Here is a 15,827-nt window from a genome sequence, read left to right as displayed (position 1 = left end):
TGCTTCAAACCAAGCTCTATTTATTTGTACAATAGCTGCCAAGTTGGCTATATGTTTTTGCTATATTTTTATTTATTATTTTGAAGCAACAAATATTAAGGATGACTCCTGTCAGTTGACAGAAGTTGTTTTTTCATGAGCCCAAAGACAAGGAGATGAGTACATGGAAAGAAGAAGAGTAGTCGTTACTGGTATTGGAGCAGTTACACCACTTGGAAATGATGCAGAAACTTCTTGGGAAAACGCGAAAAATGGTGTTAACGGTGTTAAAGAATTAACGCGTTTAAATCCTGATGATTTCCCAGTGAAAATTGCTGCTGAATTAAAGGACTTCGATGTTGAAAAATATATCGAGAAAAAAGAAGCTCGTAAGATGGATCGTTTCACTCACTATGCAATTGCAGGTGCAGAAATGGCATTAAACGACGCTGATTTTAAAATTGATGATTCCAATGCTGAGCGTGTAGGCGTTTGGATTGGTTCTGGTATCGGCGGAATGGAAACTTTTGAAACACAATATGATACGTATATTAATCGTGGTCTTCGCCGAGTTAGCCCATTCTTTGTTCCAATGATGATTCCAGACATGGCTTCTGGTCAAGTATCAATCCGTTTTGGTGCCAAAGGAATTAATACCGCAACGGTGACGGCTTGTGCAACAGGCACAAACTCAATTGGTGATGCTTTCAAAGTGATTGAACGTGGCGATGCCGACGTGATGATTACAGGTGGAAGTGAAGCACCAATTACAAAAATGGCGCTCGCTGGCTTTTGTGCTAATAAAGCTTTGTCGCTAAATCCAGACCCTGAAACAGCTTGCCGTCCATTTGATAAAGACCGCGATGGCTTTATTATCGGTGAAGGTGCAGGAATTGTTATTTTAGAAGAGTATGAACACGCTAAAGCACGTGGCGCTAAAATTTATGCAGAAGTTGTTGGCTACGGTTCAACAAGTGATGCGCATCATATTACAGCACCAGCTCCAAACGGCGAAGGTGCAGCACGTTCGATGAAACAAGCTTTAAACGATGCTGGATTAGAGCCGGAAAGTGTAGACTATATTAATGCACACGGAACAAGTACAGGTTATAACGATGAATTCGAAACAGCTGCAGTTAAAACGGTTTTTGGCGACCATGCTTATAAGTTAGCTGTTAGTTCAACAAAATCTATGACAGGGCACACATTAGGCGCATCTGGCGGAATTGAAGCCATTTTCTCTGTTCTAACGATTCGCGATAGTGTGATTCCACCAACGATCCATCTTGAAAATCCAGATGAGCTTTGCGATCTTGACTACGTGCCAAATGTTGCGCGGAAGCAAGATGTAAAAGTGGCAATGTCCAATTCATTTGGTTTCGGCGGACATAATGCGACGCTAGTATTTAAAAAATTTGAGGCGTGATGATAAAGGACTTGAACAATATTGTTCAAGTCCTTTTTTTTGAGCAAACAATTCGCTTTTTGTTAAAATATTGCTTACAATTAAATTGCGAACAATATAAAAGGAGATGATTTTATGGAAACAAATCATCGATTACTAGATGAGCAGCTATGTTTTGCAATTTATAACGTCCAGCGCAACTTCACAAAATACTACCGGAAAGCGCTCAGTCCCTTCCAGCTAACCTACCCACAGTACATCGTTTTGCTCGCCCTCTGGGAACAAGACGCACAGAGCGTAATGGAACTTGGCGCACAGCTAGATTTAGATAGCGGAACACTGACCCCTTTGCTTAAAAGAATGGAACAAGATGGGCTAGTCCTCCGGAACCGCAAGCAAAGCGACGAGCGTGTCGTCATCATCTCTTTGACGGAAAAGGGTAGCCAATTGGAAGGCGCAGTTATTGGCGCAGTGAATGCATGCATTCAGCAATTGTTTTCTGGGCAAGTTGGGCATACAAATTTACTTGCAGATGTGAAAAACTTGAATGAGACACTTAAAAGTTATTTAATTTAGGAGGAGAAAAAATGAAAAAATTATATGAAACAACGGTTATTAATACAGGTGGCAGAAGCGGGGAAGTGCATTCAGAGGACAATGTCTTTTTCTTTGATATTTCGGCGCCGAAGGAACTTGGTGGCGACGGAGGCGGTGGCACAAATCCAGAACAGCTATTTGCCGCCGGATATAGCTCTTGCTTTAATAGCGCGCTGGAACTTGTTATGGGAAAAGCAGGCGTAACAGGCAAAAGCGAAGTAACCGCAACAGTTTCCCTATATAGCGATCCAGAAGACAACGGATTTAAAGTTGGTGTGGATTTGGTAGCACATATCGACGGCGTGGACGAAGCGACTGCCAAAGAGTTGATTGAAAAAGCCCACCAAGTTTGTCCGTACAGCAAAGCAACACGCGGCAACATCGATGTTACGCTGCAAATTGTATAAGCAAGAAGCCAAAATCAAAAAATTGATTTTGGCTTCTTTTTTTAACGGCGTTTGCGGCCGAGTCCAATGGCATTTTCCATTTTTTTAAGGGTCTTATTAGCAACAAAACGGGCTTTTTCAGCACCTTCATCAAGAATTCTATCCAATTCATCAGATTGCAGAAAGTCTTCGTAGCGCGTTTGAATCGGCTCTAATTCCTGAACAACCAATTCGGCAAGGTCAGATTTAAAATCGCCATAGCCTTTCCCCGCGTATTTTTCTTCGATGGCAGAAACCATTTCGCCCGTTAAAGCAGAATAAATGGAGAGTAAGTTAGAAATACCAGGCTTACTTTCCTTGTCATATTGCACGACACCAGATGAATCGGTGACCGCACTCTTGATTTTCTTCCTAATCGTGCTTGGAGGATCTAACAAATAGATGGCACTTTTAATATTTTCATCGGATTTACTCATTTTTTTCGTTGGTTCCTGTAAAGACATCACGCGCGCGCCTTGTTTTGGAACGAAAATATCGGGCATTTTAAAGATTTCGTTATGTTTTTTGTTAAAGCGATCCGCTAAATCACGCGTTAATTCAATGTGCTGCTTTTGGTCGTCACCAACCGGAACAAGATCGGTTTGATAGAGTAAAATATCGGCAGCCATTAGCGGCGGATAAGTTAGTAGTCCTGCGCTGACACCAGCTTTCCCAGCAGACTTATCTTTAAATTGGGTCATTCGCTCCAGCTCGCCAATGTACACATTACATTGCAAAATCCATGCAGCTTGCGCGTGCGCCGGAACTTCTGATTGAATAAATAAGGTCGCTTTCTCTGGGTCTAAACCAACCGCTAAATACAGTGCGGCCAAGCTTCTAATTTGCTTTCTAAGTTTTAAGCGGTCTTGAGGCACCGTAATGGCGTGCTCGTCAACAATACAGTAGTAGCAGTCATATTCGTCTTGGAAGCTACCAAACTGTTTTAATGCGCCGATATAATTCCCAAGTGTTAAATCACCACTCGGTTGAATACCAGAAAAAATAACTTTTTTCATCCTGTTTTCCTCCTAAAATTAATATGCGATCGAGAGAACATAAAAACCGCCCGTCTCTAGCAAAAAATTCTGCTAGGGACGAACGGTTTGTCCGCGGTACCACCCTAATTGCTTTAAAAAGCACTCATAAGATAACGGTCTTAAGCCGCCACTTGCTACTAAAAGTTCACAAGCAGTTCTCGGGAAGCCCATTCCATTTTGTTCTATACTTGTTTCCACCAAACACAAGCTCTCTATAAATAGTTTACACAAAATGTACTATTTTCCCTCTAACGCATCAGTTATAGTAATGACATTTTACCAAGAAATGGAATAAGCTGTCAAACTCTTACATATAATAAAACAGCATAACAAGAAAACTTGAAGCAAGCACAATGAGAGAACTAATCAAAATATCGAGATACGGAATGCCGACAAGTTCCGAGAGCATCATATCCGAAAACTCGTTATCTTCTTCGCCTTTAAATTTCCGGGACACTTTACGAAAACCGTCGTGTACGCGGTCAAGAAAGCCAGAGCGCATAATATAAACGATAAGACCTATTATGAAGACGCTAAAACCAACATAAAAGGAAAGGTCAATATACTGCAGGAGCGTAAAATGTTGCTGAAAAAGCATTATAATTAGAATAAGAACTTCTTGAATAACCGTATAGATGATTAATCGTTTTAACAAATGCATGTCACCTCGCGTTTTTGATTCTTGTATTACTTTAGCATAAAAAAAGAAGGTAGACGAATTTTAATTGTTTAGCAGATATGACGACAGATTATTCGGACAATTGTAGATATTTAGTAATAAATGAGTGAGTGACTGGCTTTCTGATGATGTAATGAAATGTTACAATTTTTTATTTTGAAAAATCCCATTATATCAACCTTTTTATTAATGATTCATAAATTAAATTTATTTTTTAGTCTTTTTATATAGACAAGAGCAAAAAAAAAGTATATAAATAAATATAATCCTAAAATTATTCGGGATTAACATCACTTTTTGTTAGTATTTTAGTTTTGCTTGTTTTTTGATAGACAAATTCCGAATTCAAGGCAAAAGTAGTTTGACTAAACTAGATTTATTTTCTGAAAACTTAATCAATGGTGTTTCGTCTTTCAAATCAATGTACTAAACGTATGTATTATTTGTCAGACTTTTCATATTCTTTAGCCATTGTGAGAATTTTTTTGAAATTTATCACTTTTAGCCTTGATTTGAAATATTTGGTTAAATCAATTTACAAAGCTTAAAAAACTGAGGTATAATAACAAGTGAAACAATTTTTCAGAAAAATAAAAAAGGGAGGTATATTTAGTGAAAAAATCTAAATTATTTTTAGCTCTTGGATTGACACTTGTACTGAGCTTAGTCTTAGTAGCATGTGGAGGAGGAAATGATTCTTCGTCCGACGATAAAAAAGGCTCAGGTGATGGTAAAGCATCAGGGGAACAAGTTCTTAACTTGTCAGAATCAGCATTAATTCCTTCTGCTGATAGTTCAAAAGCAGATGACCAAGTTGGTTTAAATGTACTTAACCAAACAAATGAAGGTCTATATGCGCTTGACAAAGATGGTATTCCTGCAATTGCTGGAGCCGCTGAAGAACCAAAAGTTAGTGATGACAAAACAGTCTATACCTTCAAATTACGTGACGATGCAAAATGGTCTAACGGTGACCCTGTTACAGCCAAAGATTATGTCTTTGCTTGGCAACGTGCGGTTAACCCAGACACAGCTGCAACGTATTCTTACTTATTCTCCGCTATCAAAAATGGTGAAGAAATTGTAGCAGGTAAGATGAAACCTGAAGAATTAGGGATTAAAGCAGTAGATGATAAAACTCTTGAAATTACATTATCTAAACCAGCTGCTTACATTAATTCATTATTCGCATTCCCAACATTCTTCCCATTAAATGAGAAGTTTGTAACGGAAAAAGGCGAAAAATATGCTCAAAACAGTGATAATATTTTATATAACGGTCCTTTCGTATTGAAAGATTGGACAGGAACGAATAAAAAATGGACTTACGTTAAAAACGATAACTACTGGGATAGAGACGCTGTGAAATTGAAACAAATCAATGTTCAAGTTGTTCAAGACGCAGGAACTAACTTAAATCTTTATAACACTGGTAAAATTGACCGCGCGCTTCTAAGTGCTGAATATTCTGCCCAAAATAAAGATAATAAAGACTACACTGTAGTTAATGATTCTTCAACTTTCTACATTAAATTTAACCAAGAACGCAAAGGGAAGAAAACTCCACTTGCAAATAAAAACATTCGTAAAGCAATTGCACTTGCAATTGATAAAGAAGCGTATGTAAATACTGTACTTCAAAATGGTTCTAAACCAGCTAACAACTTAGTGCCACCAGATTTCACATTTGATCCAGGTAACAAAGAAGACTATGTGAAAGAATCTGGCGCACACTTAGAATACAATAAAGAAGAAGCTCAAAAAGCTTGGAAACAAGGTTTGAAAGAGCTAGGAGTAAGTAACCTTACTTTAGAATTTACAAGTGATGATACTGAAAATGCTAAAAAATCTTCTGAATTTATTCAAAACCAATTAGAAACTAACCTTGATGGTTTGAAAGTGAACCTTAAAAATGTACCATTCAAGATTCGCTTGCAAAACGACCAAAACCAAGATTATGATGTTTCTATGAGTGGTTGGGGTCCTGACTATCAAGATCCATCTACTTTCTTAGATTTATTCCAAACAGGTGGCGCTCAAAACAGAATGAGCTACTCTAATCCTGATTATGATAAAATCTTAGAAGATGCAGCTGTGACTTATGCGGCTGAACCACAAAAACGTTGGGATGAAATGGTTAAAGCAGAGCAAATCTTGCTTACAGATGATGTAGCGATTTCGCCACTTTACCACCGTTCAAATGCATACTTGCAACAATCTTATATTAAGGATTTACAAAAAAATCCATTTGGTCCTGACTATACGTACAAAAATACGTATTTGACTAAATAAGTTTTTAAGAAATGCTTGACTTGAGAGAGAGTATATTTCGATATACTCTCTCATTTTGCTGATGTTTTGCGAGATGCAACAAAACGCTTTAACGTCATATTTAAATTTGGAAAAAGTAGGTTTTGAGAAAATTATTTGATTAACATATGTAATGAAATAAAATAAAGGCTCTAAGCATATGGCGAATTTTTGAAAACCTTTAACACATAAAAATAAATTTGGGAGGTGTAGAGATAGATGGCAAAATATACGTTAAAACGCGTTTTCTACATGTTAATAACACTCTTCATTATTGCTTCGGTTACATTCTTCCTAATGAAGCTTTTGCCGGGTACACCGTATCGTAATCAGGAAAAACTATCTGATGAGCAAATTCATATTATGAATGAGAAATACGGTTTAAATGATCCGGTGCCTGTTCAATATTTTAATTATATGACAGGTTTAGTAAAAGGGGATTTAGGGGTATCTTTCCAACTTGACAATCGTCCTGTATCTGAAATTCTAGGCGCGCTTATTGGTCCATCCATCACACTCGCACTAGAAGCAATGGTTTTTGGTCTTTTCTTTGGTATTATTTTAGGAGTTATCGCCGCCATGTATCAGAATAGGTGGCCTGACTATACCAGTACCTTCATTGCGATACTAGGAAAATCGATTCCTTCTTTCGTCTTCGCTACAGTCCTGCAATACTGGATTGGAGCAAAATTACAATGGTTGCCTGTAGCTGGGTGGGGGACTTTTGCAGAATCTATTTTACCAGCATTTGCGCTTGCAATGTTTCCACTTGCAACAGCAGCACGTTTCATGAGAACTGAATTAATTGATGTATTTGCATCTGACTATATTTTGCTTGCCAAAGCAAAAGGGAACAGTCGACCTGAAATAGCAGTGAAACATGCTATTCGAAATGCACTTATTCCGCTTATTACTGTTATAGGACCATTGTCTGTTGCGCTGATGACAGGTTCACTTGTAATTGAAAATATTTATGGGATTCCTGGGATTGGTAGCCAATTTGTAATGTCTATACAAACGAATGATTATCCGGTAATTATGGGAACTACTTTACTATTTGCTGTGATGTTAATACTAGTCATTCTTATTGTAGATATTTTATATGGACTAATTGATCCTCGAATTCGTGTGTCTGGAGGGAAAAAATAATGGCAGAAAAAATTGCAAAAGAAATGTTCCAGCCAGTGCAAATTAAAGATGCTGAAGCAGAAAAAATTTCACGCCCAAGTTTGACTTTCCTTCAAGACTCATGGATACGCGTACGGAAAAATAAAGCTGCTTTAGTTTCAATCATAGTATTAGGGGTTATCGTTTTGATGGCTATTTTTGGGCAATATATGTCACCAAATCTAGGTCCTAAAAATAGTGTTAACTACCAAAATAATCAATATGCAAGTTTACCTCCGAAAGTACCTGGTTTTGAGAATATGCCTTTTTGGAATGGTAAACAGAATATTGGTGGTACAGAAGTAGATGTTTATCAACAAAAAAATGTTGAAGAAGGCACATACTATTGGTTAGGAAGTGATACATTAGGTCGTGACCAATTTGCTCGTATTTGGGCTGGGACACGAGTTTCACTTATTATTGCTGTTGTTGCGGCACTATGTGACTTGGTTGTCGGCGTTGCATACGGACTTATTTCCGGGTATAAAGGTGGCAGAGTTGATAGTATCATGCAAAGAATACTGGAAGTACTCTCCGCTATTCCTAATTTAGTGGTTGTTATTTTGATGATTTTAGTACTGAAAGCTGGTATGGTTTCAATAATTATCGCCATTGCGATGACGAGTTGGATAACGATGGCCAGGGTTGTTAGGGGACAAGTTTTAAAACTGAAAGACCAAGAATTTGTTCTGGCATCCTTAACTCTAGGTGAATCTGTTCCTAAGATTCTAAGCAAGCATCTTTTACCTAACGTAGCAGGTGTTGTTATCATTAACGTTATGTTTAGTATTCCAAGTGCGATATTCTTTGAAGCTTTCTTAAGTTTTATCGGTTTAGGTTTACCTGCGCCGACAGCTTCACTTGGAACATTAATTAATGACGGGTATAAAACCCTTCAAGTATTGCCGTATATGGTTTTATATCCATCGATTGTATTATGTATTATTATGATTGCATTTAACTTAGTAGCTGACGGACTTCGCGATGCGTTCGATCCGAAAATGCGGGACTAAAGGAGAGGTGAGGAAAAATGGAAAAACTATTAGAAGTTAAAGATTTACACATTTCCTTCCACACTTATGCCGGCGAAGTCCAAGCCATTCGTGGAGTGAATTTTGATCTTCATAAAGGTGAAACTCTTGCTATTGTGGGAGAATCAGGTTCTGGGAAATCAGTTACGACAAAAGCAGTTATGAGGTTGCTTCCTGAAAGTAACTCTAGCATAAAATCCGGTCAAATTTTATTTGATGGGAAGGACTTGGCGACAGCGTCTGAAAAGCAAATGCAAAAGATTCGTGGTAAAGATATCTCGATGATTTTCCAAGATCCGATGACGTCGCTTAATCCAACAATGCCGATTTGGAAGCAAATTGCGGAACCGCTTATTAAGCATCAGAAAATTAGTAAGACAGAAGCGCGTAAAACGGCACTTCGCTTACTTCAACTGGTAGGAATTCCAAACGCTGAGGAACGCGTTAAGCAGTATCCGCACCAATTTTCCGGAGGGATGCGCCAACGTGTTGTTATTGCCATTTCACTCGCGTGTAACCCGCAGATTTTAATCGCGGATGAGCCTACGACAGCACTAGACGTAACAATCCAAGCTCAAATTTTAGACCTAATGAAAGATCTTCAACAAAAAATTGATACATCTATCATTTTCATTACGCATGACCTTGGTGTAGTAGCGAATGTGGCGGATAGAGTTGCTGTTATGTATGCAGGGAAAATTGTTGAAATTGGGACGGTAGATGAAATTTTCTATAACCCGCAACACCCGTATACATGGGGCTTGATTAGTTCAATGCCAACGCTTGATACAGATGATGAGGAATTATATGTTATTCCGGGAACTCCTCCTGATTTATTAAAACCGCCAAAAGGTGATGCGTTCGCTGCGCGTAACCAATATGCGATGGCGATAGATTTGGAAGAGCAACCGCCGATGTTTAAAGTATCCGATACGCATTATGCGGCGACTTGGTTACTTCATCCGGATGCGCCTGAAGTAACGCCTCCAGATGCTGTATTAAGACGTCAAGAACAATTTGCGAAGGAACATCCTGGTATGCAAGCTGTTCATGCGAAGGGGGTCGAACAAGGTGAGTGAACGCGAAAAATTACTTGAAATCCACAATTTAAAACAATACTTCAATGAAGGCAAAGCGAATGAAGTTCGTGCTGTGGACGATATTTCTTTTGATATTTATAAAGGTGAAACACTGGGCCTTGTAGGTGAATCAGGCTGTGGGAAATCAACGACTGGTCGTACCATTATTCGTTTGTATGACGCAACAGGTGGCGAAGTTTTATACAACGGTAAAAATGTTCATGCAAAAAAATCTCGTAAAGAGATGCATGAATTTCGTCGTAAAATGCAAATGATTTTCCAAGATCCTTATGCGTCTTTAAATCCGCGTATGAAAGTGCGTGATATTATTGCAGAGGGAATTAATATTCATGATCTTGCAAGTTCTCCAGCTGACGCTGATGAACAAGTTTATAAGTTGCTTGAAACAGTTGGTTTGAGCAAAGAACATGCTGGCCGTTATCCACATGAGTTCTCAGGTGGACAAAGACAACGTATTGGAATTGCTCGAGCACTTGCTGTTCAACCAGAATTTATCATTGCAGATGAACCGATTTCAGCACTTGATGTTTCTATTCAAGCTCAAGTGGTCAATCTTTTGAAGGAATTGCAAAAAGATAAGGGACTAACGTATCTCTTTATTGCACATGACCTTTCAATGGTAAAATATATTAGTGATCGTATTGGTGTCATGTATTTTGGGAAATTAGTTGAGTTAGCTCCAGCTAATGATTTGTACCGTGCACCGCTACATCCTTATACGGAGTCGCTTTTATCTGCTATTCCACTTCCAGACCCGAATTATGAACGTACTCGTGTGCGTAAAGCATATGATCCAACGATGCATAATTATAAAGACGGTGAAGAATTGAAAATGCGTGAAGTTGCTGAGGGACATTTTGTTTATTGTTCGGAAGCGGAACTTGAGTCTTATAAAGAGAAGCATGCTAGCTTGATAGCTAGTGTATAAATAAGTAAAAGAGTTCTAGCATTTTGCTAGAATTCTTTTGTTTAATGAGAAATATTGATAGTGAATTCTCATTGAATTTTAATAAATCTGAGGAAATTTTCATGTGATTCTAGTTTAAACCAAGTATAGTAAGGGTACATACTAAGAGCGACTTACTAAAAAACATTTCTACATATTTGTTATAATTTTTTCGAAAATAGTATATAGAATTTCACAAGTTTAGTGTATAATGGAAATGTAAGTTCTTATATTGCTATTTTCAAAATAGAGAAATGAATTAGCGATTCGTTTGTGAATGAAACAAAATTAAAACCGATTAAGGAGTGTGAATGTCTAATGGTAACGTTATACACTTCACCTAGTTGCACATCTTGCCGTAAAGCACGTGCATGGTTAGAAGAACATGAAATCCCTTATAAAGAAAGAAATATTTTTTCTGAACCACTGAGTTTAGATGAAATAAAAGAAATCCTCCGTATGACGGAAGATGGAACAGATGAAATTATTTCAACACGTTCTAAAACATTCCAGAAACTAAACGTTGACTTGGACAGTTTACCTCTACAAGAGTTGTTTGAGTTAATTCAAAAGAATCCGGGTTTGCTTAGACGCCCGATTATTATTGATGAGAAGCGTTTACAAGTTGGTTACAATGAAGATGAAATTCGTCGTTTTTTACCAAGAAAAGTAAGAACTTATCAACTTCGAGAAGCACAAAAAATGGTTAACTAAACTGATTATATTAGGGTTGTTGAATGAATTTTTGTTCAGCAACTTTTTTTCTTGCTTATTTTTGGATTTTCGGCTAATATTATAAGACTACCAGTAAATAATGGTGGTATAAAATGCAGTTTTGAGCTAAAATATAAGTAAAGTAGTACCCTTCATTGTCAATGACTAATTTGGAAGGGAGAGTGTGACGATGGAAATTGAACGAATTAACGAAGATACAATCAAGTTTTATATTTCTTATCTTGATTTAGAAGAGCGTGGTTTTAATCAGGAAGATGTCTGGTATGACCGTGAGAAAAGTGAAGAACTTTTCTGGGAAATGATGGACGAGCTGAAATATGAAGAAGAGTTCTCTCCGGAAGGTCCGCTCTGGATTCAAGTACAAGCGCTAAAACATGGCTTAGAAGTATTTGTTACAAAAGCAAGTATTTCTGGTAAAGGTGAGGGAAATTTAAACCTCAGTGTAACACAGGGCGATGAATTGGCGGAAGAACGAATTGAAAAAATGCTGGAGGAAAATTTTAATCCAGTTAAAAAGGATAATTCAAATACTGAAGATACGTTAGAGTTTATTTTAGAATTTAATGATTTTGAAGATTTGATTACAATGAGCCAAGCAACTGGGCTTGAACATGTAACGACAAAATTATTTTCATACAAGGACAACTATTATTTGTATGTTGAGTTTCCTGAAGTAGAAATTAACGAAAAAAACATTGACAATGTTGTAAGTATTTTACTTGAGTATGGTTTGGAATCAAGCTTGACAGGTTATATTCTTGAAGAATATGGCAATCTAGTCTTGGATACGCCTGCTTTAGAACAAATTAAGAAACATTTTAATTAGAAACGATGAAAGACTTATTTCCGCTGATTGTGGAATAGGTCTTTTTTTATGCAAGAATTTTTTTGATTAAAGAAGGATTTTGAGATTACACGGCGAATTTAAAATATAAAAGAGGTGCATCTATGTTTACTGCTCAAACTGAAACTGGTAAAGTCATTACAGTTACAAAGACCAATCGAGATTTATTAGAAAAGAATAAAATGCGTTACGTATGTTGTTGCTGCCAAGAAGAAGTTATTTTAAAAAATGGCGATATTAAAGTACCACATTTTGCTCATAAAAAAGGTGGCAAGTGCAAGACTGCTTCTGAGGGCGAATCAGCTAAGCATTTGAAGGCTAAAGAGCTACTATTAGGTTGGCTCACTGCCCAAGCTTTTCAAGTGGATTTAGAACATTATTTCTCGGAGATTAAGCGGCAAGCAGATTTATTTGTTGAGGGAAATATTGTGCTCGAGTATCAATGTTCAACAATACCAATTAAAGAAATGATTGAACGAACGGAAAACTACTTATCTCTTAGTTTAAAGCCCTACTGGATATTAGGACAAGAATTAACAATGCGCGGGGGCAAGTATTTGTTTTCAGCTTTTCAGTTAGCTTTTTTGCTAAAAGATAAAGATTTAGGCTACTACTTATTTTGTTTTCATCCAGAAGAAAAGTGTTTTGAGTTAATTTATCATATTCATCATTATGTGGGGAAATATTTTTTTGCTTCATCGATGAAGTTACCACTTTCTATTTCACTCGAAGAAATGCAAGCTAAAATAGCGAGAATTCGTTTTAAAAGTTTATACATTAAACGCAACCGTAAAATGGAACGGGAGCATTTAAGTTATTTCTACGCAAAGTATAAAAGTAAGAGTATGTTTTCAAAGCAGCTGTATCAATCAGGCTATGCCATTTTGAATCTACCATCAGAAATTGGTGTTCAGTTGTCACGGCAGTTTCTGACCCACACACCAGCATTAGAATGGCAGTTCTTGCTATGGGAAAATTTCTTTAAGCTACTTGAAGTGGGTGATACTTTTAGTAAAGAGCATATCGTACAATATTTCAGAAAGTATGTTGTTGGAATTAAAATGATTTTCCTGCCACTTAATGAATGTCATTTGCTACTTGAGGAATACTTGCTTTTCTTAGAGAGTGAGGGTGTTTTGGTGGAATATATTGCGGGACGTTTCCGCATAAAACGGCAGATTATTTATATCGAAAAGTTGTTTAGATAAAGAGTTGTGATTTTTTGCAATTTATGAATTCTTGGCTCATAATAAAAGAAATATGACTTTGGGGGTTATGGATTTATGGTGGAAAATAAAATCAAAACAATTCCTGCAAGAAACGAAGTGCCTGAACATTTAACATGGGACTTAACGACTATTTTTGAAAGTGATGAGGCATGGGAAAACGGTTTTAAAGAGGTGCAGCAGTTAAGCGAGAAGAGTGCTGCTTATAAAGGAACGCTAGGCGAAAGCGCGAAACATTTGCTTCGTGCATTGCAATTTAGAGATGATTTATTAAATAAATTAGAAAATGTGTATGTGTATGCGCATTTGAAGTTAGATCAAGATACGGCGGATGCAAAATATCAAGGTTTAAATAGCCGTGCGGGAAGCTTAATTACACAAGTTATCTCGGGGATATCCTATTTTGATCCGGAGATTTTAGCGATAAATGAGGACGTATTAGCTTCTTATTTGAAAGAAAATGAAGACTTAAAACTCTATAAACATCTGCTAGATGATTTGAATTTAAGTCGTCCTTATATTTTGTCGGAGAAAGAGGAAGCCATTTTAGCAAGTGCTGGTGAAGTACTGGGAAGCCCGTCTAGAACATTTAATACATTAAATAATGCTGATTTGAAATTTCCAACGATAGAGGGTGAAGATGGAAACAAAATTGAAATCACGCATGGTCAATATGGTAAGCTTTTAGAAAGTGGAAACCGCCGCGTTCGCCAAGAAGCCTTTTTGGGTATGTATTCGGTTTATGAAGGCTTAAAGAATACCCTTGCAACGACACTTAGTGGACAAGTGAAGAAATCTAATTTTTATGCGAAAACAAGAGGATATAAATCGGCCAGAGAAGCGGCTTTGTCTTCAAATCACATTCCAGAATCGGTCTATGACTCACTTGTTGAAACAGTTAATGCACATTTGCCTTTATTACATCGTTATGTCGCTCTTCGCAAAGAACTTTTAGGCTTAGATGAATTGCATATGTATGATATGTATACACCGCTATCAAATGATGTGAACCTTGAGTTTACGTATGAGAATGCCAAGGATATTGTCTTAAATGGCTTGCTTCCATTAGGCGCGGAGTATCAAGAAATTCTAAAAGAAGCTTTTGATAAACGCTGGATTGACGTTGTTGAAAATAAAGGGAAACGGAGCGGGGCATATTCGTCAGGTGCGTATAGTACAAGCCCATATATATTGATGAATTGGCAAGATACAATTGACAACGTATTTACACTTGCGCATGAATTAGGGCATAGTGTGCATAGTTATTATACGCGGAAAAATCAGCCATACGTATATGGGGATTATTCTATTTTCTTAGCGGAAGTTGCTTCGACAACAAATGAAAATCTACTAACAGATTATTTATTGAAGAAGTATGAAGATAAAAAAGTTAGAGCCTATTTGTTAAATCATTACTTAGATGGTTTTAAAGGAACGGTTTTCCGGCAAACGCAATTTGCTGAGTTTGAGCATCTGATTCATCAAGCTGATCAAGAAGGCGAGGCTCTTACAGCGGAATATTTAACAGAAAACTATTTTAGAATTAATAAGAATTATTATGGGTCTGATGCCATGAAGTACGATGATGAAATTGGTTATGAATGGTCTAGAATTCCACATTTCTATATGAACTATTATGTTTTCCAATATGCAACTGGGTTTTCTGCTGCTTCTGCACTTAGCGCGAAAATTTTGAATGAAGGAGAGAAAGCTGTTCAGGATTATGTGCAATTCTTAAAGGCTGGGAGCTCAGATTTCCCAATTGAGGTATTAAAACGCGCTGGTGTGGATATGACAACACCAAAACCTGTTGAAGATGCGCTAAAGGTCTTTGAAGAAAAGCTAAATGAATTAGAATCATTAACAAAATAAATTTGTGAAATATTGGGTTTGTGAAAAATTTTCTCGAGAAACTTATAAAAAGAAGCTTTGCTATTTGAGAAAGCTTCTTTTTGTTATAGTTTTTACGTGTTAGATTAAAACAGTTAAGAGTATTGTTAAGAACAAGTCGCTAGAGGTGTTACATCGCCTGGAAATTGCCTGTGTGTGTATTATTTTTTAATAGTAATAATTAGATGGGAATGAATTTAAAATAAAAAGTTTGTGAAGTGTTGAATTAATTGAAAGAATGTGATATATTTATACAGTGAAATATATCACAAACAAATACCCCCTTTATTTGATTGTGTGAATTTCTCCTTTTGATTGCGCTGAAAGGAGCTGTGCCCATTGAGGTACAGCTTTTTTCGTTATTTGGTGTTTTTTCCTTTTAAGAGCCGAAAACCGATTCAACTACGAGGAAACAGAGACTAAGATAAAAGTGTACAAATACAATGCATATTGATG

The 15,827-nt window shown here is 37.0% G+C and carries 14 protein-coding genes and 1 other annotated feature; of the genes, 12 read left to right on the top strand and 2 right to left on the bottom strand.

What is annotated here, in order from left to right; translation table 11 throughout:
• Nucleotides 1-163 precede the first annotated feature (163 nt).
• The 3 genes from fabF (at nt 164) to CFT42_RS03885 (ending at nt 2,388) form a co-directional block, all read left to right on the top strand.
• Nucleotides 164-1,405, top strand: coding sequence for a beta-ketoacyl-ACP synthase II (fabF, locus tag CFT42_RS03895; RefSeq protein ID WP_088809318.1), 1,242 nt, complete (start codon nt 164-166; stop codon nt 1,403-1,405).
• Between the two features lie 114 nt (nt 1,406-1,519).
• On the top strand, nt 1,520-1,960 hold the full coding sequence (locus CFT42_RS03890; protein ID WP_088809317.1) for a MarR family winged helix-turn-helix transcriptional regulator: 441 nt from the start codon (nt 1,520-1,522) through the stop codon (nt 1,958-1,960).
• Between the two features lie 11 nt (nt 1,961-1,971).
• A complete protein-coding gene (locus CFT42_RS03885) occupies nt 1,972-2,388 on the top strand; it encodes an organic hydroperoxide resistance protein (RefSeq protein ID WP_088815415.1) in 417 nt (138 codons plus the stop codon).
• 41 nt (nt 2,389-2,429) lie between these two features.
• On the opposite strand, the gene trpS is transcribed toward CFT42_RS03885, so the two are convergent.
• Both trpS and CFT42_RS03875 read right to left on the bottom strand, forming a co-directional pair.
• The gene (gene trpS / locus CFT42_RS03880) at nt 2,430-3,422 is read right to left on the bottom strand and encodes a tryptophan--tRNA ligase (protein ID WP_088815414.1); all 993 of its coding nucleotides are present in this window, start codon (nt 3,420-3,422) and stop codon (nt 2,430-2,432) included.
• 71 nt (nt 3,423-3,493) lie between these two features.
• Nucleotides 3,494-3,704: a binding site (T-box leader), on the bottom strand.
• 46 nt (nt 3,705-3,750) lie between these two features.
• Nucleotides 3,751-4,098, bottom strand: coding sequence for a DUF3899 domain-containing protein (locus CFT42_RS03875; RefSeq protein WP_088809314.1), 348 nt, complete (start codon nt 4,096-4,098; stop codon nt 3,751-3,753).
• Nucleotides 4,099-4,734: 636 nt separating this feature from the next.
• Between CFT42_RS03875 and CFT42_RS03870 the strand changes: the two genes are divergently transcribed.
• The 9 genes from CFT42_RS03870 to pepF all read left to right on the top strand — a co-directional run bounded on the left by CFT42_RS03870 (nt 4,735) and on the right by pepF (nt 15,353).
• Entirely contained in the window at nt 4,735-6,414 is a 1,680-nt protein-coding gene (locus CFT42_RS03870; protein ID WP_088809313.1) for a peptide ABC transporter substrate-binding protein, read from the top strand.
• A 237-nt stretch (nt 6,415-6,651) separates the two neighbouring features.
• A complete protein-coding gene (gene opp3b, locus CFT42_RS03865; protein ID WP_088809312.1) occupies nt 6,652-7,581 on the top strand; it encodes an oligopeptide ABC transporter permease in 930 nt (309 codons plus the stop codon).
• Nucleotides 7,581-8,612: an oligopeptide ABC transporter permease gene (opp3C, locus tag CFT42_RS03860; protein ID WP_088809311.1), complete on the top strand. Its 1,032-nt coding sequence runs from the start codon at nt 7,581-7,583 to the stop codon at nt 8,610-8,612. The genes opp3b and opp3C overlap by 1 nt, the downstream gene beginning before the upstream one ends.
• 17 nt (nt 8,613-8,629) lie before the next feature.
• The gene (locus CFT42_RS03855; protein ID WP_088809310.1) at nt 8,630-9,709 is read left to right on the top strand and encodes an ABC transporter ATP-binding protein; all 1,080 of its coding nucleotides are present in this window, start codon (nt 8,630-8,632) and stop codon (nt 9,707-9,709) included.
• Entirely contained in the window at nt 9,702-10,658 is a 957-nt protein-coding gene (locus CFT42_RS03850) for an ABC transporter ATP-binding protein (protein ID WP_240310315.1), read from the top strand. The genes CFT42_RS03855 and CFT42_RS03850 overlap by 8 nt, the downstream gene beginning before the upstream one ends.
• A 336-nt stretch (nt 10,659-10,994) precedes the next feature.
• Nucleotides 10,995-11,390: a transcriptional regulator SpxA gene (gene spxA, locus CFT42_RS03845; RefSeq protein WP_007474633.1), complete on the top strand. Its 396-nt coding sequence runs from the start codon at nt 10,995-10,997 to the stop codon at nt 11,388-11,390.
• 190 nt (nt 11,391-11,580) lie between these two features.
• The gene (gene mecA, locus CFT42_RS03840; RefSeq protein ID WP_088809308.1) at nt 11,581-12,237 is read left to right on the top strand and encodes an adaptor protein MecA; all 657 of its coding nucleotides are present in this window, start codon (nt 11,581-11,583) and stop codon (nt 12,235-12,237) included.
• Nucleotides 12,238-12,359: 122 nt separating this feature from the next.
• The gene (locus CFT42_RS03835) at nt 12,360-13,463 is read left to right on the top strand and encodes a competence protein CoiA family protein (protein WP_088815413.1); all 1,104 of its coding nucleotides are present in this window, start codon (nt 12,360-12,362) and stop codon (nt 13,461-13,463) included.
• Between the two features lie 75 nt (nt 13,464-13,538).
• Nucleotides 13,539-15,353: an oligoendopeptidase F gene (gene pepF / locus CFT42_RS03830; RefSeq protein WP_088815412.1), complete on the top strand. Its 1,815-nt coding sequence runs from the start codon at nt 13,539-13,541 to the stop codon at nt 15,351-15,353.
• The last annotated feature ends 474 nt before the right edge of the window (nt 15,354-15,827 follow it).

The organism is Listeria goaensis (assembly GCF_900186125.1).
Taxonomy (GTDB): domain Bacteria; phylum Bacillota; class Bacilli; order Lactobacillales; family Listeriaceae; genus Listeria; species Listeria goaensis.
The sequence above is the reverse complement of the archived record's forward strand: the minus strand, read 5'-3'. Positions and strand labels throughout refer to the sequence as shown.

Bases quoted from the DNA above. Each gene is read 5' to 3' on its own strand.
- fabF (WP_088809318.1), top strand. From the start codon at position 164: ATGGAAAGAAGAAGAGTAGTCGTTACTGGTATTGGAGCAGTTACACCA.
- CFT42_RS03890 (WP_088809317.1), top strand. From the start codon at position 1,520: ATGGAAACAAATCATCGATTACTAGATGAGCAGCTATGTTTTGCAATT.
- CFT42_RS03885 (WP_088815415.1), top strand. From the start codon at position 1,972: ATGAAAAAATTATATGAAACAACGGTTATTAATACAGGTGGCAGAAGC.
- trpS (WP_088815414.1), bottom strand. From the start codon at position 3,422: ATGAAAAAAGTTATTTTTTCTGGTATTCAACCGAGTGGTGATTTAACA.
- opp3b (WP_088809312.1), top strand. From the start codon at position 6,652: ATGGCAAAATATACGTTAAAACGCGTTTTCTACATGTTAATAACACTC.
- opp3C (WP_088809311.1), top strand. From the start codon at position 7,581: ATGGCAGAAAAAATTGCAAAAGAAATGTTCCAGCCAGTGCAAATTAAA.
- CFT42_RS03855 (WP_088809310.1), top strand. From the start codon at position 8,630: ATGGAAAAACTATTAGAAGTTAAAGATTTACACATTTCCTTCCACACT.
- spxA (WP_007474633.1), top strand. From the start codon at position 10,995: ATGGTAACGTTATACACTTCACCTAGTTGCACATCTTGCCGTAAAGCA.
- mecA (WP_088809308.1), top strand. From the start codon at position 11,581: ATGGAAATTGAACGAATTAACGAAGATACAATCAAGTTTTATATTTCT.
- CFT42_RS03835 (WP_088815413.1), top strand. From the start codon at position 12,360: ATGTTTACTGCTCAAACTGAAACTGGTAAAGTCATTACAGTTACAAAG.
- pepF (WP_088815412.1), top strand. From the start codon at position 13,539: ATGGTGGAAAATAAAATCAAAACAATTCCTGCAAGAAACGAAGTGCCT.